15 protein-coding genes are annotated in these 13,329 nt (G+C 70.2%); 4 read left to right on the top strand and 11 right to left on the bottom strand.

Annotation, left to right across the window (positions count from 1 at the left end):
* Nucleotides 1-18: 18 nt before the first annotated feature.
* The 7 genes from AB0H43_RS21290 to AB0H43_RS21260 all read right to left on the bottom strand — a co-directional run bounded on the left by AB0H43_RS21290 (nucleotide 19) and on the right by AB0H43_RS21260 (nucleotide 5,203).
* Complete coding sequence (locus AB0H43_RS21290; protein ID WP_360001477.1) at nucleotides 19-900, bottom strand: YegS/Rv2252/BmrU family lipid kinase; 882 nt, start codon at nucleotides 898-900, stop codon at nucleotides 19-21.
* 212 nt (nucleotides 901-1,112) lie between these two features.
* Entirely contained in the window at nucleotides 1,113-2,006 is an 894-nt protein-coding gene (tatC, locus tag AB0H43_RS21285; RefSeq protein ID WP_360001692.1) for a twin-arginine translocase subunit TatC, read from the bottom strand.
* 76 nt (nucleotides 2,007-2,082) lie between these two features.
* Nucleotides 2,083-2,355: a Sec-independent protein translocase subunit TatA gene (tatA, locus tag AB0H43_RS21280; RefSeq protein WP_360001475.1), complete on the bottom strand. Its 273-nt coding sequence runs from the start codon at nucleotides 2,353-2,355 to the stop codon at nucleotides 2,083-2,085.
* Nucleotides 2,356-2,490: 135 nt separating this feature from the next.
* Nucleotides 2,491-2,757: a hypothetical protein gene (locus AB0H43_RS21275; protein WP_360001473.1), complete on the bottom strand. Its 267-nt coding sequence runs from the start codon at nucleotides 2,755-2,757 to the stop codon at nucleotides 2,491-2,493.
* 34 nt (nucleotides 2,758-2,791) lie between these two features.
* Nucleotides 2,792-3,196: a hypothetical protein gene (locus AB0H43_RS21270; protein WP_360001472.1), complete on the bottom strand. Its 405-nt coding sequence runs from the start codon at nucleotides 3,194-3,196 to the stop codon at nucleotides 2,792-2,794.
* A 19-nt stretch (nucleotides 3,197-3,215) separates the two neighbouring features.
* On the bottom strand, nucleotides 3,216-4,178 hold the full coding sequence (locus AB0H43_RS21265; RefSeq protein WP_360001470.1) for a YafY family protein: 963 nt from the start codon (nucleotides 4,176-4,178) through the stop codon (nucleotides 3,216-3,218).
* The gene (locus AB0H43_RS21260; RefSeq protein ID WP_360001469.1) at nucleotides 4,175-5,203 is read right to left on the bottom strand and encodes a WYL domain-containing protein; all 1,029 of its coding nucleotides are present in this window, start codon (nucleotides 5,201-5,203) and stop codon (nucleotides 4,175-4,177) included. Before AB0H43_RS21260 ends, AB0H43_RS21265 begins: the two co-directional genes overlap by 4 nt.
* Nucleotides 5,204-5,336: 133 nt before the next feature.
* Here AB0H43_RS21260 and AB0H43_RS21255 point away from each other — a divergent pair, with 133 nt between their 5' ends.
* Nucleotides 5,337-6,404, top strand: coding sequence for a DUF3866 family protein (locus tag AB0H43_RS21255; RefSeq protein WP_360001468.1), 1,068 nt, complete (start codon nucleotides 5,337-5,339; stop codon nucleotides 6,402-6,404).
* A gap of 316 nt (nucleotides 6,405-6,720) precedes the next feature.
* On the opposite strand, the gene AB0H43_RS21250 is transcribed toward AB0H43_RS21255, so the two are convergent.
* From AB0H43_RS21250 to AB0H43_RS21240, 3 genes are all read right to left on the bottom strand, one after another.
* Nucleotides 6,721-6,948, bottom strand: a complete 228-nt coding sequence (locus tag AB0H43_RS21250; protein ID WP_360001715.1) for a hypothetical protein — start codon at nucleotides 6,946-6,948, stop codon at nucleotides 6,721-6,723.
* Nucleotides 6,949-7,013: 65 nt separating this feature from the next.
* Nucleotides 7,014-8,372: a Pup--protein ligase gene (gene pafA, locus AB0H43_RS21245; protein WP_360001466.1), complete on the bottom strand. Its 1,359-nt coding sequence runs from the start codon at nucleotides 8,370-8,372 to the stop codon at nucleotides 7,014-7,016.
* 32 nt (nucleotides 8,373-8,404) lie between these two features.
* Complete coding sequence (locus AB0H43_RS21240) at nucleotides 8,405-9,001, bottom strand: dTDP-4-dehydrorhamnose 3,5-epimerase family protein (protein WP_360001464.1); 597 nt, start codon at nucleotides 8,999-9,001, stop codon at nucleotides 8,405-8,407.
* A gap of 165 nt (nucleotides 9,002-9,166) precedes the next feature.
* Here AB0H43_RS21240 and AB0H43_RS21235 point away from each other — a divergent pair, with 165 nt between their 5' ends.
* Nucleotides 9,167-10,435 carry a lipopolysaccharide biosynthesis protein gene (locus AB0H43_RS21235; RefSeq protein WP_360001461.1) on the top strand — a complete coding sequence of 423 codons (1,269 nt, stop codon included), beginning with the start codon at nucleotides 9,167-9,169 and terminating at the stop codon, nucleotides 10,433-10,435.
* A gap of 153 nt (nucleotides 10,436-10,588) precedes the next feature.
* Here the strand turns inward: AB0H43_RS21235 and rfbA are convergent, their stop codons facing one another.
* The gene (rfbA, locus tag AB0H43_RS21230; RefSeq protein ID WP_360001459.1) at nucleotides 10,589-11,455 is read right to left on the bottom strand and encodes a glucose-1-phosphate thymidylyltransferase RfbA; all 867 of its coding nucleotides are present in this window, start codon (nucleotides 11,453-11,455) and stop codon (nucleotides 10,589-10,591) included.
* 45 nt (nucleotides 11,456-11,500) lie between these two features.
* Between rfbA and rfbB the strand changes: the two genes are divergently transcribed.
* On the top strand, nucleotides 11,501-12,487 hold the full coding sequence (gene rfbB, locus AB0H43_RS21225; protein WP_360001457.1) for a dTDP-glucose 4,6-dehydratase: 987 nt from the start codon (nucleotides 11,501-11,503) through the stop codon (nucleotides 12,485-12,487).
* Entirely contained in the window at nucleotides 12,484-13,326 is an 843-nt protein-coding gene (rfbD, locus tag AB0H43_RS21220; RefSeq protein ID WP_360001455.1) for a dTDP-4-dehydrorhamnose reductase, read from the top strand. Before rfbB ends, rfbD begins: the two co-directional genes overlap by 4 nt.
* The last annotated feature ends 3 nt before the right edge of the window (nucleotides 13,327-13,329 follow it).

The following is a 13,329-nucleotide window of genomic DNA, read 5'->3' as shown; positions in this document are numbered from 1 at the left end:
CCGCTCATACCCACTCCGTCAGCCGAGCACTCGAAGCGCGCCGGGCACGGCGCTGATCGTCACCGGCAAGGTCAGCGACTGCTCGCCGTCGGCGTAGCTCGTGATGCCGTCGCAGGCCACCTCCACGACGCGGCCGCGCAGCTGGCGTACCGCCGGATGATCGACGTGCGTTCCCGCGTACACCTGGGGTTTGATCCGCATGAGGGTGAACCGCGAGACCGGGCCGGCGACGACCAGATCGAGCAGCCCGTCGGTCGGATCGGCGGCCGGGCAGATCCGCATGCCGCCGCCGTACCGCGCGGTGTTGCCGACCGCGACCAGCACGGCCTCCAGCTCCTCGCGGACGCCGTCGACGGTGATCTGGTACCGCCGGGGCCGCATGCGGGCCAGCTCCAGCACGATCGCCACGTCGTAGCGCCGCGGGCCGCGGGGGAAGCGCATCCGGTTGGCCAGCTCGTTGACGAGCGTGTCGAAGCCCAGTCCGATGACCCCGGCGGACCAGCGCGCGACACCGTCGCGCTCCATCCGCGCCAGATCGACGTCCCGGGTCTGCCCGCTCTCCAGCGCGGCGGCAGCCCTGGCCAGCGCTTCGTGCGGGTCAGCCGGCACGCCCAGGCACGCGGCCACGTCGTTGCCCGTCCCGGCGGGCACGATGCCCAGCGGCACGCCCGTCCCGGCCACCGCCTGCACCGCGCGGTGCAAAGTGCCGTCCCCGCCCACGCTGATCACAGCTCGCGCGCCGTCGGCGACCGCGGCCCGGCACGCGGCTTCCGCCTCCTCAGCGGTACGCACAGCGAGCAGCTCGGCATCGGCGCCCAGCACCTTCGTGACCTGATCACGCAGATGCGCATGGCGACCCCGACCCGCTGTCGGGTTCATCAGCACCGCCACCGACCCCATGCCCGCCCCTCCTCTCCCGCCGCTGCCCTTTCCGCGCGATCATGAGCTATCGGCCATGATCGACCGGCGTGTCGCGTCCCCGGTGCCGTGATCGTTCCCGCGAGCGGCTGATCGACTTCTCGGCAGACTGTGGTGGAAGTATGCGTGAGCCCCCGCCTCTCCACGAGAGGCGGGGGCTCAGCGACGGTCGGACCGACCGAGATTCCGGCTTATCAGGTCATGTCGTCCCAGCGGTTCGGCTGACGCTCGATCCGCTCCGGCTGCTCGACCGGGGCCGGCTCGTCGATCACGGACGGGGCCGCGACCGGCTCCGCGCCTTCGATCGGCTCGGGGTCGTATTCGAGCTGCGAGGCCTGGTCGTCACCGAGATCCGGGAACTCGCGGCGATGCTTGCGGTCACGCCGCTTGTCGTTGAGGATCGCGATCCCGCAGGCGATGAAGTAGAGCACCATCAGCGCGCAGGCGAGCAGCGTCATGCCGAACGGGCCTGGGTCCGGCGTGGTGATCGCGGCGAACGCGAAGAACACGATGATGGCTACCCGCCACCAACCGATCATCCGCTTGCCGGACACCAGGCCAGTGAAGTTGAGGAGCAACAACAACACCGGGAACTCGAACGAGAGCCCGAAGAGTAAGACGAGGTTCGTGACGAACGACAGATAACTGCTGGCTTCGAGCGAGGTCGCCTTGACCGCGCCGTGGGTGAGCAGGAACTCGAGGCCCTTGCTGACCACCAGCGAGGCGAGCACCGCACCCGCGAAGAACAGCGGCACCGCGATCGCGCCGAACATGTACGCCCACTTGCGTTCATGCTTGTGCAGACCGGGCGCGATGAACGCCCAGAGCTGGTAGAGCCAGAACGGTGCGGCGACGATCAAACCACCCCACAGGGCGATTTTCATGCTCATCAGGAGCGGGTCGGTCGCCTTCAGGACCGTGAAGTTGCACGTGCCGTTACCGGCCAGGTCCAGGTCGCAGTAGGGCTTCTCGATGAAGCTGAAGATGGTGTCCGAGAAGTAGAAGGCGACGAAAAAGCCGACCACGATCGCCAGAACCGCTTTGGTCAAGCGGCTACGGAGCTCCCGGATGTGCTCGATGAGGGTCATCGAGCCGTCGGAGGCCCGTTCGAATTGGGTCGGCTTCTTCTGCCGACGTGCCGGGGTAGTCACGCCGGTGCCGACCTCAGCGGTCGGCGACGCGCTCGCGCTGCACCGGGTCGGCGTTCTGCTGAACCTCACCGGTCAGCGGCGCACGGCCCGACTGCGCGTCGGCCTTCTCGACCAAGTCGTCCTTGGCCTTGTCCTTGTCGTCGTCCATCAGACCCTTGGTCTCGGCCTTCATGATCCGCATCGACCGGCCGAGCGAACGGGCCGCGTCCGGCAGCCGCTTCGAGCCGAAGATGACCACGATCACAACAACCAGAAGGATGATGTGCCACGGCTTGAGGGCGCCCATGTCGTGCTCCAAGTGTGATCAAGTTGAGGGGCTGGTGTTTCGGCCCCATCCTACGTGCGTTTCCCCGGATCGCCACGTCCCTCGGTGGCCACGTCCGCTCCGGCTGGTGAAGTGTTGACCATCACGGCAGCAACGTCAACCGACTCCCTGCTCCTTTTGGGCGCGTTTGGCCTTTATTTCCGCGACGCCCGCCTGGACCAGCGAAATCTTCTGCTGCAAGGCGGCCGATTGCGCTTGGAGCCCGCTGAGACGTTCCTGAAGACGCTGGGCGTCCGCCACCCGGCCCTGCAGATCGGCCTGGGCCTGCTGAAGAGCGGGTAGCCGGCCTACGACCGAGCGGGCCGCGAAGGCGAGCACGGCGACACTGACCACTACGAGCGCTAGCACGATCCAGCCGACCACGTCCGCACCTTACCCCCGGATCGGGGCGCTCTCACTAGGCGGCGCGCCGCCGGCTCCAGTACACCCCGAAGACGGGGATCACCGCGAAGGCGGTCAAGCCGATGACCGCGCCATGGAAGTGGCCGAGGAACTCCAGGCCCAGCAGCGCGAGCGGGGGCAGTACGCCGATCACCACCAGCGCCGCGATGTCGGCGAACCGGATCGCCAGATGCTGGCCGAGCTGCTTGCCGAGCGGGCCGTCGGTCTCGGCGTACCAGGCGTCGATCGGGATGTCACCGGAGTCGGCGACCCGGCGCCACTGCACGTCCAGCCCGAGCCGGCGGCCCAAGGCCACGCGCAAAGCCTTGTCCCATCGTCGCCGGTAGACGATCGAGAGCACCAGGTACGCCGAAAGCCCAACGACGGCAACGGCCGCCTGAACGCCGAGGGGGATCTCCACGGCGCAGACGTTAGGCGACTCAGGCGTACGCCGCGAGAGCCTCCAGGACGGCACCGCGTACCGATTCGGCGAGTTCTTTCGGGGCGATGACGTCCACACCCGGGCCGAGCCCGAGGACGAACCGCCGGGCCCAGTCGAGATCGCTCACCCGCAAGGTGACGAGCCATTCCTCCGGGGTGATCTCGTCGACCGACTCGACCGGGTAGTACTCGGTGATCCACCGGTCGCCACGGCCGATCCGGATGGTGATGCTCGGCAGCTCCTGCGAGGGCCGGAAGACCTGCTCGTCGACGACGGTCGACTGGGCCTGCGGCGGCGGCGCGGCCGGCTCGTCCAATTCGGTCAGGGCGTCGATGCGATCGATCTTGAAAAGCCGGACCGCCCCGGCCCGGCGACACCATGCCTCTACATAGGAGCGGTCGGCCACCACGATGACGCGCATCGGGTCGATGACCCGCTCGGTCGACTCGTCGCGGGTCGCCGTGTAGTACGTGATCCGCAGCGCGCGCCCACGCTCGACCGCCGCGCGTACGGTGGCGAGCCGGTCGTCGGCCGAACCGCCGTCGGGCGACTGCACCGCGATCGGGGCGTCGGCGACATCGCCGGCGGCGCTCTCGATCTTGGCCAGCGCCCGCAAGATGGCGTCGCGCTGGGCGATGCCGGGCGTCTCGGCCAGCATCCGCAACGCCACCACCAGCGCGGTCGCCTCGTCGGGCCGCAGCCGCAGCGGGCGGTCGATGCCGGCGTCATAGGTGATGGTCACCCGGTCGCCGTCGAACGCCATGTCGATCAGGTCGCCGGGACCGTAGCCGGGCAGCCCGCAGACCCACAGCAGTTCCAAGTCGTCGCGGACCTGGGCCTCGGTGGCGCCCAGGTCGGCGGCGGCCTGCGCGACCTCCACACCGGGCCGCGCCAGCAGGTAAGGCACGAGGTTGAGCAGCCGCGCCAGCCGCTCCGACGAAGTGGTCCCCGGGCGCGTCACGCGGCCACACCCTGTTCGGAACGAGTCTGCTCGGGCAGTTCGGTCGCGCCGAGCTTCTCGGCCAGTCCGGCCATGTCCCGCAGACGGCACACGATCGCCTCGCGGACCTCCTCGGGCTCGAGCACGAGGACGTCCGGCCCGTAGCGGACCAGCCACGCGGCGAGCCCGTGCGGCTCCGCGTATCGCAGGGTCAGGATGTCGCCGTCCGGCGTCTCCTCGACCTGCTCGGCCCAGCGGCGTACCCCTGCTGCTCGTCCTGGACGGGCCAGGACCCGCGCGGACCGGGTGCGCTCGTGCGGGCCGGACCAGCGCGCGACATGGCTGATCAGGTTGAGATCGGCCGGCGGCGTGTACGCGCCGGCGGGACCGACCAGCCGCACGGTGCCGGAGATCCGGGACAGCCGGAAGCAGCGCGTGGCGCCACGGTCGGTGTCGTGACCGACCACGTACCAGCGGCCGCGCCAGCAGACCACGCCCCACGGCTGAACGTGGCGGGTCGCGGACGCGTCCTGCTCGGGGACGCGGTAGTTGAAGGTGACCGCGCGGCGCTCGCGGGCCGCGTTGGCCAGCGGGGTGAACGCCGGGTCGACCGCGACGACCGGCTCGACGCCGAGAGTGGCCTCGCCGTCGACCTCGACGCCGCCGGCTCTCAGCTTGGCGAGGCCCGAGCTGGCCGCGGCGGCCATGCCCGCGTGCCGCCACAGGCGCGCGGCCACGCCCACGGCGGCCGCTTCATCCGGCGCCAGCGGGATCTCGGGCAGGCCGTAATCCCGGCGGGCGATGCGATAGCCCGGCTCCGCGTCGAACACGCTCGCCGTGCCGATTTCCAGGGGTACGCCCAGCTCCCGCAGCTCAGCCTTGTCGCGTTCGAACTTTCGCTGGAAGGCCTCGTGCTCGCGGGGATCGTCGGAATCGTGCTCGTAACCGGGAACGGTCGCGGCGATCTGGGCAGCCGTGAGGAACCTGCGCGTAGAGAGCAGGCAGATCACCAAGTTGACGAGGCGTTCGGTCCGGCTGCGCGACACAGAGCAACGCTAGCAGCGTCCGCGTCCGGCGTCGCCCCCGGCTCCCGAAAAGATCGAACTAACGTTCGGAAGAGTGACAATCCGTGTGCGAGCGCTGCGATCGCAGCGACTCCTGGGCCGCTAGGGTGTCGTGGTGATCAGGTGGCGGCAGGGGTCGGTGGAATCGGTGGGCCGGCGGTGGCACGGCGCAGTCGAGCTGGCGGTACGCCTCTCCCAGCGCACGCCGGACGATCCTTCGTCGGTGCGGGCGCTGGCGTACCCCGCGCTCGTCGGGGAACCGGAGCCCGGTGACCGAGTGTTGCTGAACGCCAACGCCTTGGCCCTTGGCCTGGGAACCGGCGGGTACGCCCTGGTCGTGGCCCTGCCGGACCGGCTGCCGCCGGACCCGTCCGGCCCCGGGCACATCGTCAAATCCCGCTACACCCCGCTACAGACGGTGACGCTCGCTGCGGACGAAGAGGACTCTCCCTTCCGTCCTTCGCTGGAGCGCGCCGACGACCTCGGCGGTATGCCGGTCGTCCTGGCGGATCTGCACTCCGCCCTCCCGGCGATCCTGGCCGGCGTCGACGCCACCCGGCCGGGGACTCGCGTGGCGTACGTCATGACCGACGGGGGCGCCCTGCCGGCCTGGTTCTCCCGATCGCTGTCGGAGTTGAGCGGGCGACTGCTCGGGACGGTGACCGCCGGGCAGGCGTACGGGGGTGACCTGGAGGCGGTCAACGTCCACAGCGCGCTCCTGGCCGCCCGGTACGCCCTCGACGCCGAGCTCACGATCGTGGCGCAGGGTCCGGGGAACCTCGGCACCGGCACGATCTGGGGGTACTCCGGAGTCGCCGTCGGCGAGGCGGTCAACGCCGTCGCCACCCTGGGCGGGCGGCCGGTCGGGTCGCTGCGGATCTCGGAGGCCGACGCTCGGGAACGCCACCGGGGTGTGTCGCACCACAGCCTCACCGCGTACGGGCGGGTGGCGCTGGTCCCAGCCGACCTGCCGGTCCCCGCTCCCCTGCTGCCATCGTTGTCCGCCGAGCTGGCGGCATTGCGGGACCGGCATCGGATCGTCGAGGTGGACTGCGCCGGACTGGACGAGGCGCTGCGCGCTTCGCCGGTCAAGCTGTCCACCATGGGGCGCGGACTCGACGCCGACCATGGGTACTTCCTCGCCGCCGCGGCGGCCGGACGCCACGCGGCTGGACTGCTCTGACGCGCTCGCCCGATCCGGCTTGATCCAGTGCCCTACGTGAGCGATTCACGGCTCGATTCGGAGATCAAGTTCCCGTCGTATGCGCTGGAGCGGCCCTTTTGCGCATGCCCTCGGCACTTGATCTTCGAAATGGGCCGCCACCCGCTGACCACGGGCACTTGATCACGCCCGGTCGCGCCCGGATCCGCTACCCGACGCTGCCGACGCCGCTCCTGTTGATCATGGCGTTTCCGGCCTCGACACGCCGGTCGATCACGACCATAAAGTTCATGATCACGCGGAAGAGGGCGGGGTGCGCGCGGAGAGGGTGGGGAGGTCAGGCGAGGATGACGAAAAGGGTGAAGCCGACCACGATCGCCACGAGGAGGGCGACCAGGACCCAGGTCGGCACCGTGTATTCGCCGCGCCGGTTCCGCTCGATCTCGGCGCGGATCCTGGCCTTGCGGCGCTCCCACCGGGGCTGGACTTCGTCCATCCGGCGGCCGAACAGGTCACGCTGGATTCGCCGCTCGGAGTCGGTGGGCGGGGTTTCGTTCTCGCTCATGGTGCGCCGAAGCCTACACCTCGCCGCCCGCACCCCGAACGGGATGCGGGGGGCGGGTGTTCCGATCACATGCTGGCGATCAGGCGGTCCACCCGCTCGTCGTGCGCCCGGAACGGGTCCTTGCAGAGGACGGTCCGCTGGGCCTGGTCGTTCAGCTTGAGGTGCACCCAGTCCACCGTGAAGTCGCGGCGCTTCTCCTGGGCGTGCCGGATGAACTCGCCCCGCAGCCGGGCGCGGGTCGTCTGCGGCGGCGTCTCCTTGGCCTCGTAGATCCGCAGGTCGTGCACGGCCCGCTCGACCTGGCCGCGCTTCTCCAGGAGCGGGTAGAGCCCCCGCCCTCGGCGCAGGTCGTGGTATGCGAGGTCGAGCTGGGCGACTCGGGGATGCGCCAGCGGCAGGTCGTGCTTGGCCTGGTAACGCTCGATCAGGCGTAGCTTGGTGACCCAGTCGATCTCCCGGGAGACGGGTTCCAGGTCGCCGCTCTCGACCGCTGTGAGCACCCGGCCCCAGAGGTCGATCACCTTCTTGGAGACGTCGTCGTGCGTACGCTTCGCGACGAACTCGGCGGCCTTGGCGAAGTACTCCTGCTGGATCTCCAGCGCGCTGGCTTCCCGGCCACTGGCCAGCCGGATCCGCCGACGGCCGGTGATGTCGTGGGAGACCTCCCGGATAGCCCGGATGGGGTTCTCCAGCGACAGGTCGGCCATCGCGACCCCGGCCTCGATCATCCGCAGGACGATGTCGGCCGAGCCCACCTTGAGCAGGGTCGTCATCTCGTTCATGTTGGAGTCGCCGACGATCACGTGGAGGCGCCGGTAGCGCTCGGCGTCCGCGTGCGGCTCGTCCCGGGTGTTGATGATGGGCCGGCTGCGGGTGGTCGCGCTGGACACGCCCTCCCAGATGTGCTCGGCGCGCTGCGACAGGCAGTAGACCGCTCCGCGCGGCGTCTGCAGGACCTTCCCGGCTCCGCAGATGAGCTGGCGGGTGACCAGGAACGGAATCAGGACGTCGGCCAGGCGGCCGAATTCGCCGTGCCGGCTGACGAGATAGTTCTCGTGGCAGCCGTACGAGTTGCCGGCGGAGTCGGTGTTGTTCTTGAAGAGGTAGATCTCGCCCGCGATGCCCTCGTCGTGCAGTCGCTTCTCGGCGTCGACCAGCAGGCCCTCGAGGATGCGCTCGCCGGCCCGGTCGTGGGCGACCAGGTCGAGCAGCGAGTCGCACTCGGGGGTGGCGTACTCGGGGTGCGAGCCCACGTCCAGGTAGAGGCGGGCGCCGTTGCGCAGGAAGACGTTGCTAGAACGGCCCCAGGAGACCACCCGCCGGAACAGGTAACGGGCCACCTCGTCCGGGGACAGCCGACGCTGCCCCCGATACGTGCAGGTGACGCCGTACTCCGTCTCGATGCCGTAGATGCGCCGGTCCATCCCCAAACAGTACGCGAGATCACCTGCGAAGGTCACGCACGTAGCGCATCGACGTACGCTCGGTAGTCCGCATAGGACGGAAGCAGGCCCTGAGCGGCGGCTTCGGCGAGCGACGGCGCGGCGGAATCGCGCGCCGACAGCAACGGCGTTTCGGCCGGCCAGACGATGCCCAGCTCCGGGTCCAGGGCGTTCACCGCGAACTCCCGCGCCGGGTTGTAGACCTCCGAGCACAGGTAGGTGATCGTGACGTCCTCGGTCAGCGCGCAGAAGCCGTGTCCCAGGCCTTCGGCGACATAGACCGCGTTCCGTTCGGTCTCGTCCAGCCGGACGGAGGTCCACTCGCCGAACGTCGGGGACCCCACCCGCAGGTCGACGATGACGTCCAGCAGCGCCCCGCGTACACAAGTGACGTATTTCGCCTGGCCGGGCGGCACCTGGGCGAAGTGGATCCCGCGGACCGTGCCCCCGACGGACGTCGAGAGGTTGGCCTGCGCGAGGCGCAGCGGATGCCCGACCGCGGCCTCGACCTCCTCGAACCGGTACCACTCCAGGAAGACCCCGCGCGGATCACCGTGCTGCACCGGGACGAACTCCCACGCGCCCTCGATCTTCAGCTCGTTGACCTTCATCGCCGGTCGTCCCCTCCTGGTCAGCCATGATGTCTCCGCTGAGCGAACGCGAGATGTCCGATTCGCGCGCGGCCGAGCCTGGTGTGCGGGCGACCAGCGGCCGGGCCCCCGGGCGTCGTCTACGCTGGCGCCTACTATGCCCTACCTTCCCCAGGCGGTGAAACGGTGAGCCAGACGCAGCTCGCCGACGAGTCCGCGGTCTCCGCGCAGAGCGTGGCCCGGGGCGCGAGTTCGATCATCGCCGGGCTGGCGGTGCTCGGCGCGGCCGGCTACGCGTTCCTCACCATCACCGCGAAAATGGTCACCCCGGCGGAATACGCCACGCTGGCCTCGCTGTACCTGCTGATCGTGGTGTTCGGCGCGGGCGTGTTCAACAGCGTCGAGCTGGAGATCAGCCGGCTGGTCAGCCGCGGCATCGCTCAGGGGCGACCGACCGGCACCGCCGTGCGGCAGCTGCGGCTCATCGCGGCCGGGATGCTCGCCGGCTTGCTGCTCCTGCTGGCCGCCATCGCGAACCCGCTGTCCGACCGGGTCTTCGACGGCAACCACTGGCTGGTGCTCGGGCTGGCCGCCGCCTGCGTGGGCTACGCGGTGATCAGTCTGCCGCGCGGCACCTTCGCGGGGCGTGGTCAACTGCGTCGCTACGCGGCCACCATCGGCGGGGAAGGGCTGGGGCGGTTGCTGCCGTGCGTCGTCCTGGTCGTCGCCGGAGTCCACCTGGCCTCCGCCTACGGCATCGGCATCGGCGTCGGTCTGCTGCTCGCGGCGGTCGCCTGCCTGCCCTGGGTGCGCCTCGGCCCGGTCGGCGAGCACGTGCCGTGGCGCGGCCTGCTCCTGGCCGTCGGCTGGCTCGCCGCCTCCAACCTGCTCTCGCTCGGCCTCGCGAACCTCGGCCCGGTCATGGTCAAGGCCCTGCTCAGCGACGACCCCGGCCGGGCCGGGGTCTTCGCGTTCGCCTTCGTGCTGGCCCGCATCCCGCAATTCCTCTTCACCAGCGCGCAGACCGTGCTGCTCCCGGTCCTCTCGCGGGCCGCGGCCACCGGTGATCACCGTCTCCTGCGCCAAGGGGTACGCCAAGCGGCTTACCTGGTTTCGGGACTCGGCGTGCTGGGCGTCCTGGGGACGGCGGCGCTGGGCGGTTTCGTGCTGCGGATGATCTTCGGCGACGCCCATGGGATCGGCGCCCTGGACCTGGCGCTGCTCGCCCTCAGCGCGGTCTTCGGCATGGGGATGGCCGTCCTGCAGTCGGCCCTGCTGGCGCTGGCCCGACACCGGGCGGTGACCGCGGCGTACGCCGTGGGCATGGTCAGTTTCCTGGCCTGCTTCCTGCTCCCGATGGAACCGGTCGCGGCCGGGCTGACGGCCCAGCTCGTGTCGGCGGTGGCGACCGTCGCATTCATGTACGCCGTGCTCCGCCGCGCGGCGGCGGACTGAACCTCTTCCCCGGAGCGGCCTTGATCATCGCGTTATCCGGGATAGCTCATCGCGTCATGCGGGATAGCGCGGCTTCGTTCGTCGTCCAAGCCGCAATTTCCCGGAATCGCGCGGGTGGCCGGCGTCTGGGATAAGCCGTCCGACGGGTCTGGGTCAGCGGTCGGACAACAGCCGCAGCAGGTAGTCGCCGTAGCCGCTCTTGCGCAGCGGCTGGGCGAGCGAGGCGAGACGGTTGTCGTCGATGAAGCCGGCCCGCCAGGCCGCCTCCTCGACGCAGCCGATCTTGAGACCCTGCCGTTCCTCGATGACCCGGACGAACTCGGCCGCCTGCATCATCGACGAGAAGGTGCCGGTGTCGAGCCAGGCGGTGCCTCGGTCGAGCGCGGTGACCGACAGCTGACCGGCTCGCAGGTACGCGTCGTTGACCGCGGTGATCTCCAGTTCGCCGCGGTCGCTGGGCTTGAGCCCGGCCGCGATCTCCACGACCTGGTTGTCGTAGAAGTACAGGCCGGGGACGGCGTACCGGGACTTCGGCTCGACCGGCTTCTCCTCGATCGACAGGACGCGCCCGTCCGGTGCGAACTCGACCACGCCGTAGTCGCTCGGATTGGCGACCTGGTACGCGAAGATCCGGCCGCCTTCCAGCTTCCCGTGCTCGGCGAGCTGCCGGCCGAGACCGACGCCGTGGAAGATGTTGTCGCCGAGGATGAGCGCCACCGGCTCGTCGCCGATGAAGTCGGCCCCGATCACGAACGCCTGGGCGATGCCCTCCGGCTTCGGCTGTGTCGCATATCCGATGCTCAGACCCCATTGGCCGCCGTCGCCGAGCAGTCGCTGGAACTGCGTCGAGTCCTCCGGAGTGGTGATGACGAGGACCTCGCGTACGCCCGCCATCACCAGGGTGGTGAGCGGGTAGTAGATCATCGGCTTGTCGTACACCGGCATGAGCTGCTTCGACACCGCCCGGGTGATCGGCCACAGCCGCGAGCCGGTGCCTCCGGCGAGCAGGATTCCGCGCATGAGGGGACAGGGTACTAGCCAGCGTGTCGGCTAGACTCCCGGACCGTGAGACTCCTCGTCACCGGCGGTGCCGGCTTCATCGGCTCGGAATATGTCCGGAACCTCCTCCGAGGCGTGTACGGCCCCGCTGAGACGGCCGTCACGGTCCTCGACGCGCTGACCTACTCCGGCAACCGGGCGAACCTGGACCCGGTCGCGGGCGACCCCGCACTGACCTTCGTGCACGGCGACATCTGCGACGCCGAGCTGGTCGACGAGCTGATGCGTGGACACGACGCGGTGGTGCACTTCGCCGCCGAGACGCACGTCGACCGGTCGATCACCGGGTCCGCCGCGTTCGTCCGGACGAACGTCCTGGGCACGCAGGTGCTGCTGGACGCGGCGTACCGGCACGGGGTGGGGCGTTTCGTGCACGTGTCGACCGACGAGGTCTACGGTTCCATCGACGAGGGCTCCTGGACCGAGGACTGGCCGCTGGCCCCCCGGTCGCCGTATTCGGCCGCCAAGGCGGGCTCGGACCTGCTGGCGCTGTCCTACTTCAAGACGCACGAGCTGGACGTCGTGGTCACCCGGTGCTCCAACAACTACGGGCACTACCAGTTCCCGGAGAAGGTCGTCCCGCTGTTCGTGACGAACCTGCTCGACGGCAAGAAGGTCCCGCTGTACGGCGACGGCCTGAACGTCCGCGACTGGCTGCACGTCTCCGACCACTGCCTCGGCATTCACCTGGCGCTGCAGAAGGGCCGAGCGGGCGAGGTCTACCACATCGGCGGCGGCACCGAGCTGACCAACCGGGAGCTGACCGAGATGCTGCTCGCCGCCACCGGGCGCGACTGGTCGTCGGTCGAGCCGGTCGCCGACCGCAAGGGCCACGACCGGCGTTACTCGCTGTCCATCGAGAAGATCCGCGACGAGCTGGGCTACGAACCGCAGGTCACGCTGGCCGACGGGCTCGCCGCCACGGTGGCCTGGTACCGGGACAACCGGTCCTGGTGGGAGCCGCTGCAGGCGAAGGCCGCGCTGCTCAAGTGAAGATCCTGATCACCGGCGCCGGTGGCATGCTCGGCCGGCGCCTGTCCGCTCTTCCCGGCTGTGTCGGGCTGGACCGGGCTGCCCTGGACATCACCGACCGTTCCGCCGTCGCCTACGCCGTGACCGGCTACGACGCCGTGATCAACGCGGCGGCGTGGACGGACGTCGACGGGGCCGAGACTCGGGAGGCCGAGGCGACGGCGCTCAACGGCGCCGGCCCGGCGAACCTCGCGGCGGCCTGCGCCGCCAGCGGCGCCGCGCTGCTGCAGGTCTCCACCGACTACGTCTTCGCCGGGACCGGGACCTCGCCGTATCCGGAAGACGCCCCCACCGCACCCGTCAACGCGTACGGGCGCAGCAAACTGGCCGGTGAGCAGGCCGTCCTGGGGGCGCTGCCCGATCGCGGCTATGTCGTCCGCACGGCGTGGCTCTACGACCGAGACGGCCGGAACTTCCTGACCACGATGCTGCGACTGGCCGCCGATCGGGAGACCCTCGAGGTGGTCGACGACCAGCGGGGGCAGCCGACCGGGGCGCCCTTCCTCGCCGCGCAGCTGGTCGAGCTGGCCCGGGCGGCGGTCGCGGGACAGGCCCCGGCCGGGATCTACCACGGCACCGCCGGCGGCGAGACGACCTGGTTCGGGTTCGCGCGGGCGATCTTCGCGGAGGCCGGGCTCGACCCCGACCGCGTACGCCCCACGACCACCGACCGCTTTCCCCGCCCGGCCCCGCGACCGGCGTACAGTGTGCTCGGTCACCGCCGCTGGGCATCGGCGGGGCTGACCTCCCAGCCCGACTGGCGCGACGAACTGCGCGACGTCCTGACCGGAGGACGGTGAACG

This window comes from Hamadaea sp. NPDC050747 (assembly GCF_040654195.1).
In the GTDB taxonomy this organism is placed as follows: domain Bacteria; phylum Actinomycetota; class Actinomycetes; order Mycobacteriales; family Micromonosporaceae; genus Hamadaea.
This window is presented reverse-complemented; position numbering and strand designations above follow the sequence as displayed.

Coding starts and splice junctions, on each gene's coding strand:
- pafA (WP_360001466.1), bottom strand. CDS start 8,372: ATGGACCGGCGCATCTACGGCATCGAGACGGAGTACGGCGTCACCTGC.
- rfbA (WP_360001459.1), bottom strand. CDS start 11,455: ATGCGCGGAATCCTGCTCGCCGGAGGCACCGGCTCGCGGCTGTGGCCG.
- AB0H43_RS21290 (WP_360001477.1), bottom strand. CDS start 900: ATGGGGTCGGTGGCGGTGCTGATGAACCCGACAGCGGGTCGGGGTCGC.
- tatA (WP_360001475.1), bottom strand. CDS start 2,355: ATGGGCGCCCTCAAGCCGTGGCACATCATCCTTCTGGTTGTTGTGATC.
- tatC (WP_360001692.1), bottom strand. CDS start 2,006: ATGACCCTCATCGAGCACATCCGGGAGCTCCGTAGCCGCTTGACCAAA.
- AB0H43_RS21250 (WP_360001715.1), bottom strand. CDS start 6,948: ATGAGCGAGAACGAAACCCCGCCCACCGACTCCGAGCGGCGAATCCAG.
- AB0H43_RS21240 (WP_360001464.1), bottom strand. CDS start 9,001: ATGAAGGTCAACGAGCTGAAGATCGAGGGCGCGTGGGAGTTCGTCCCG.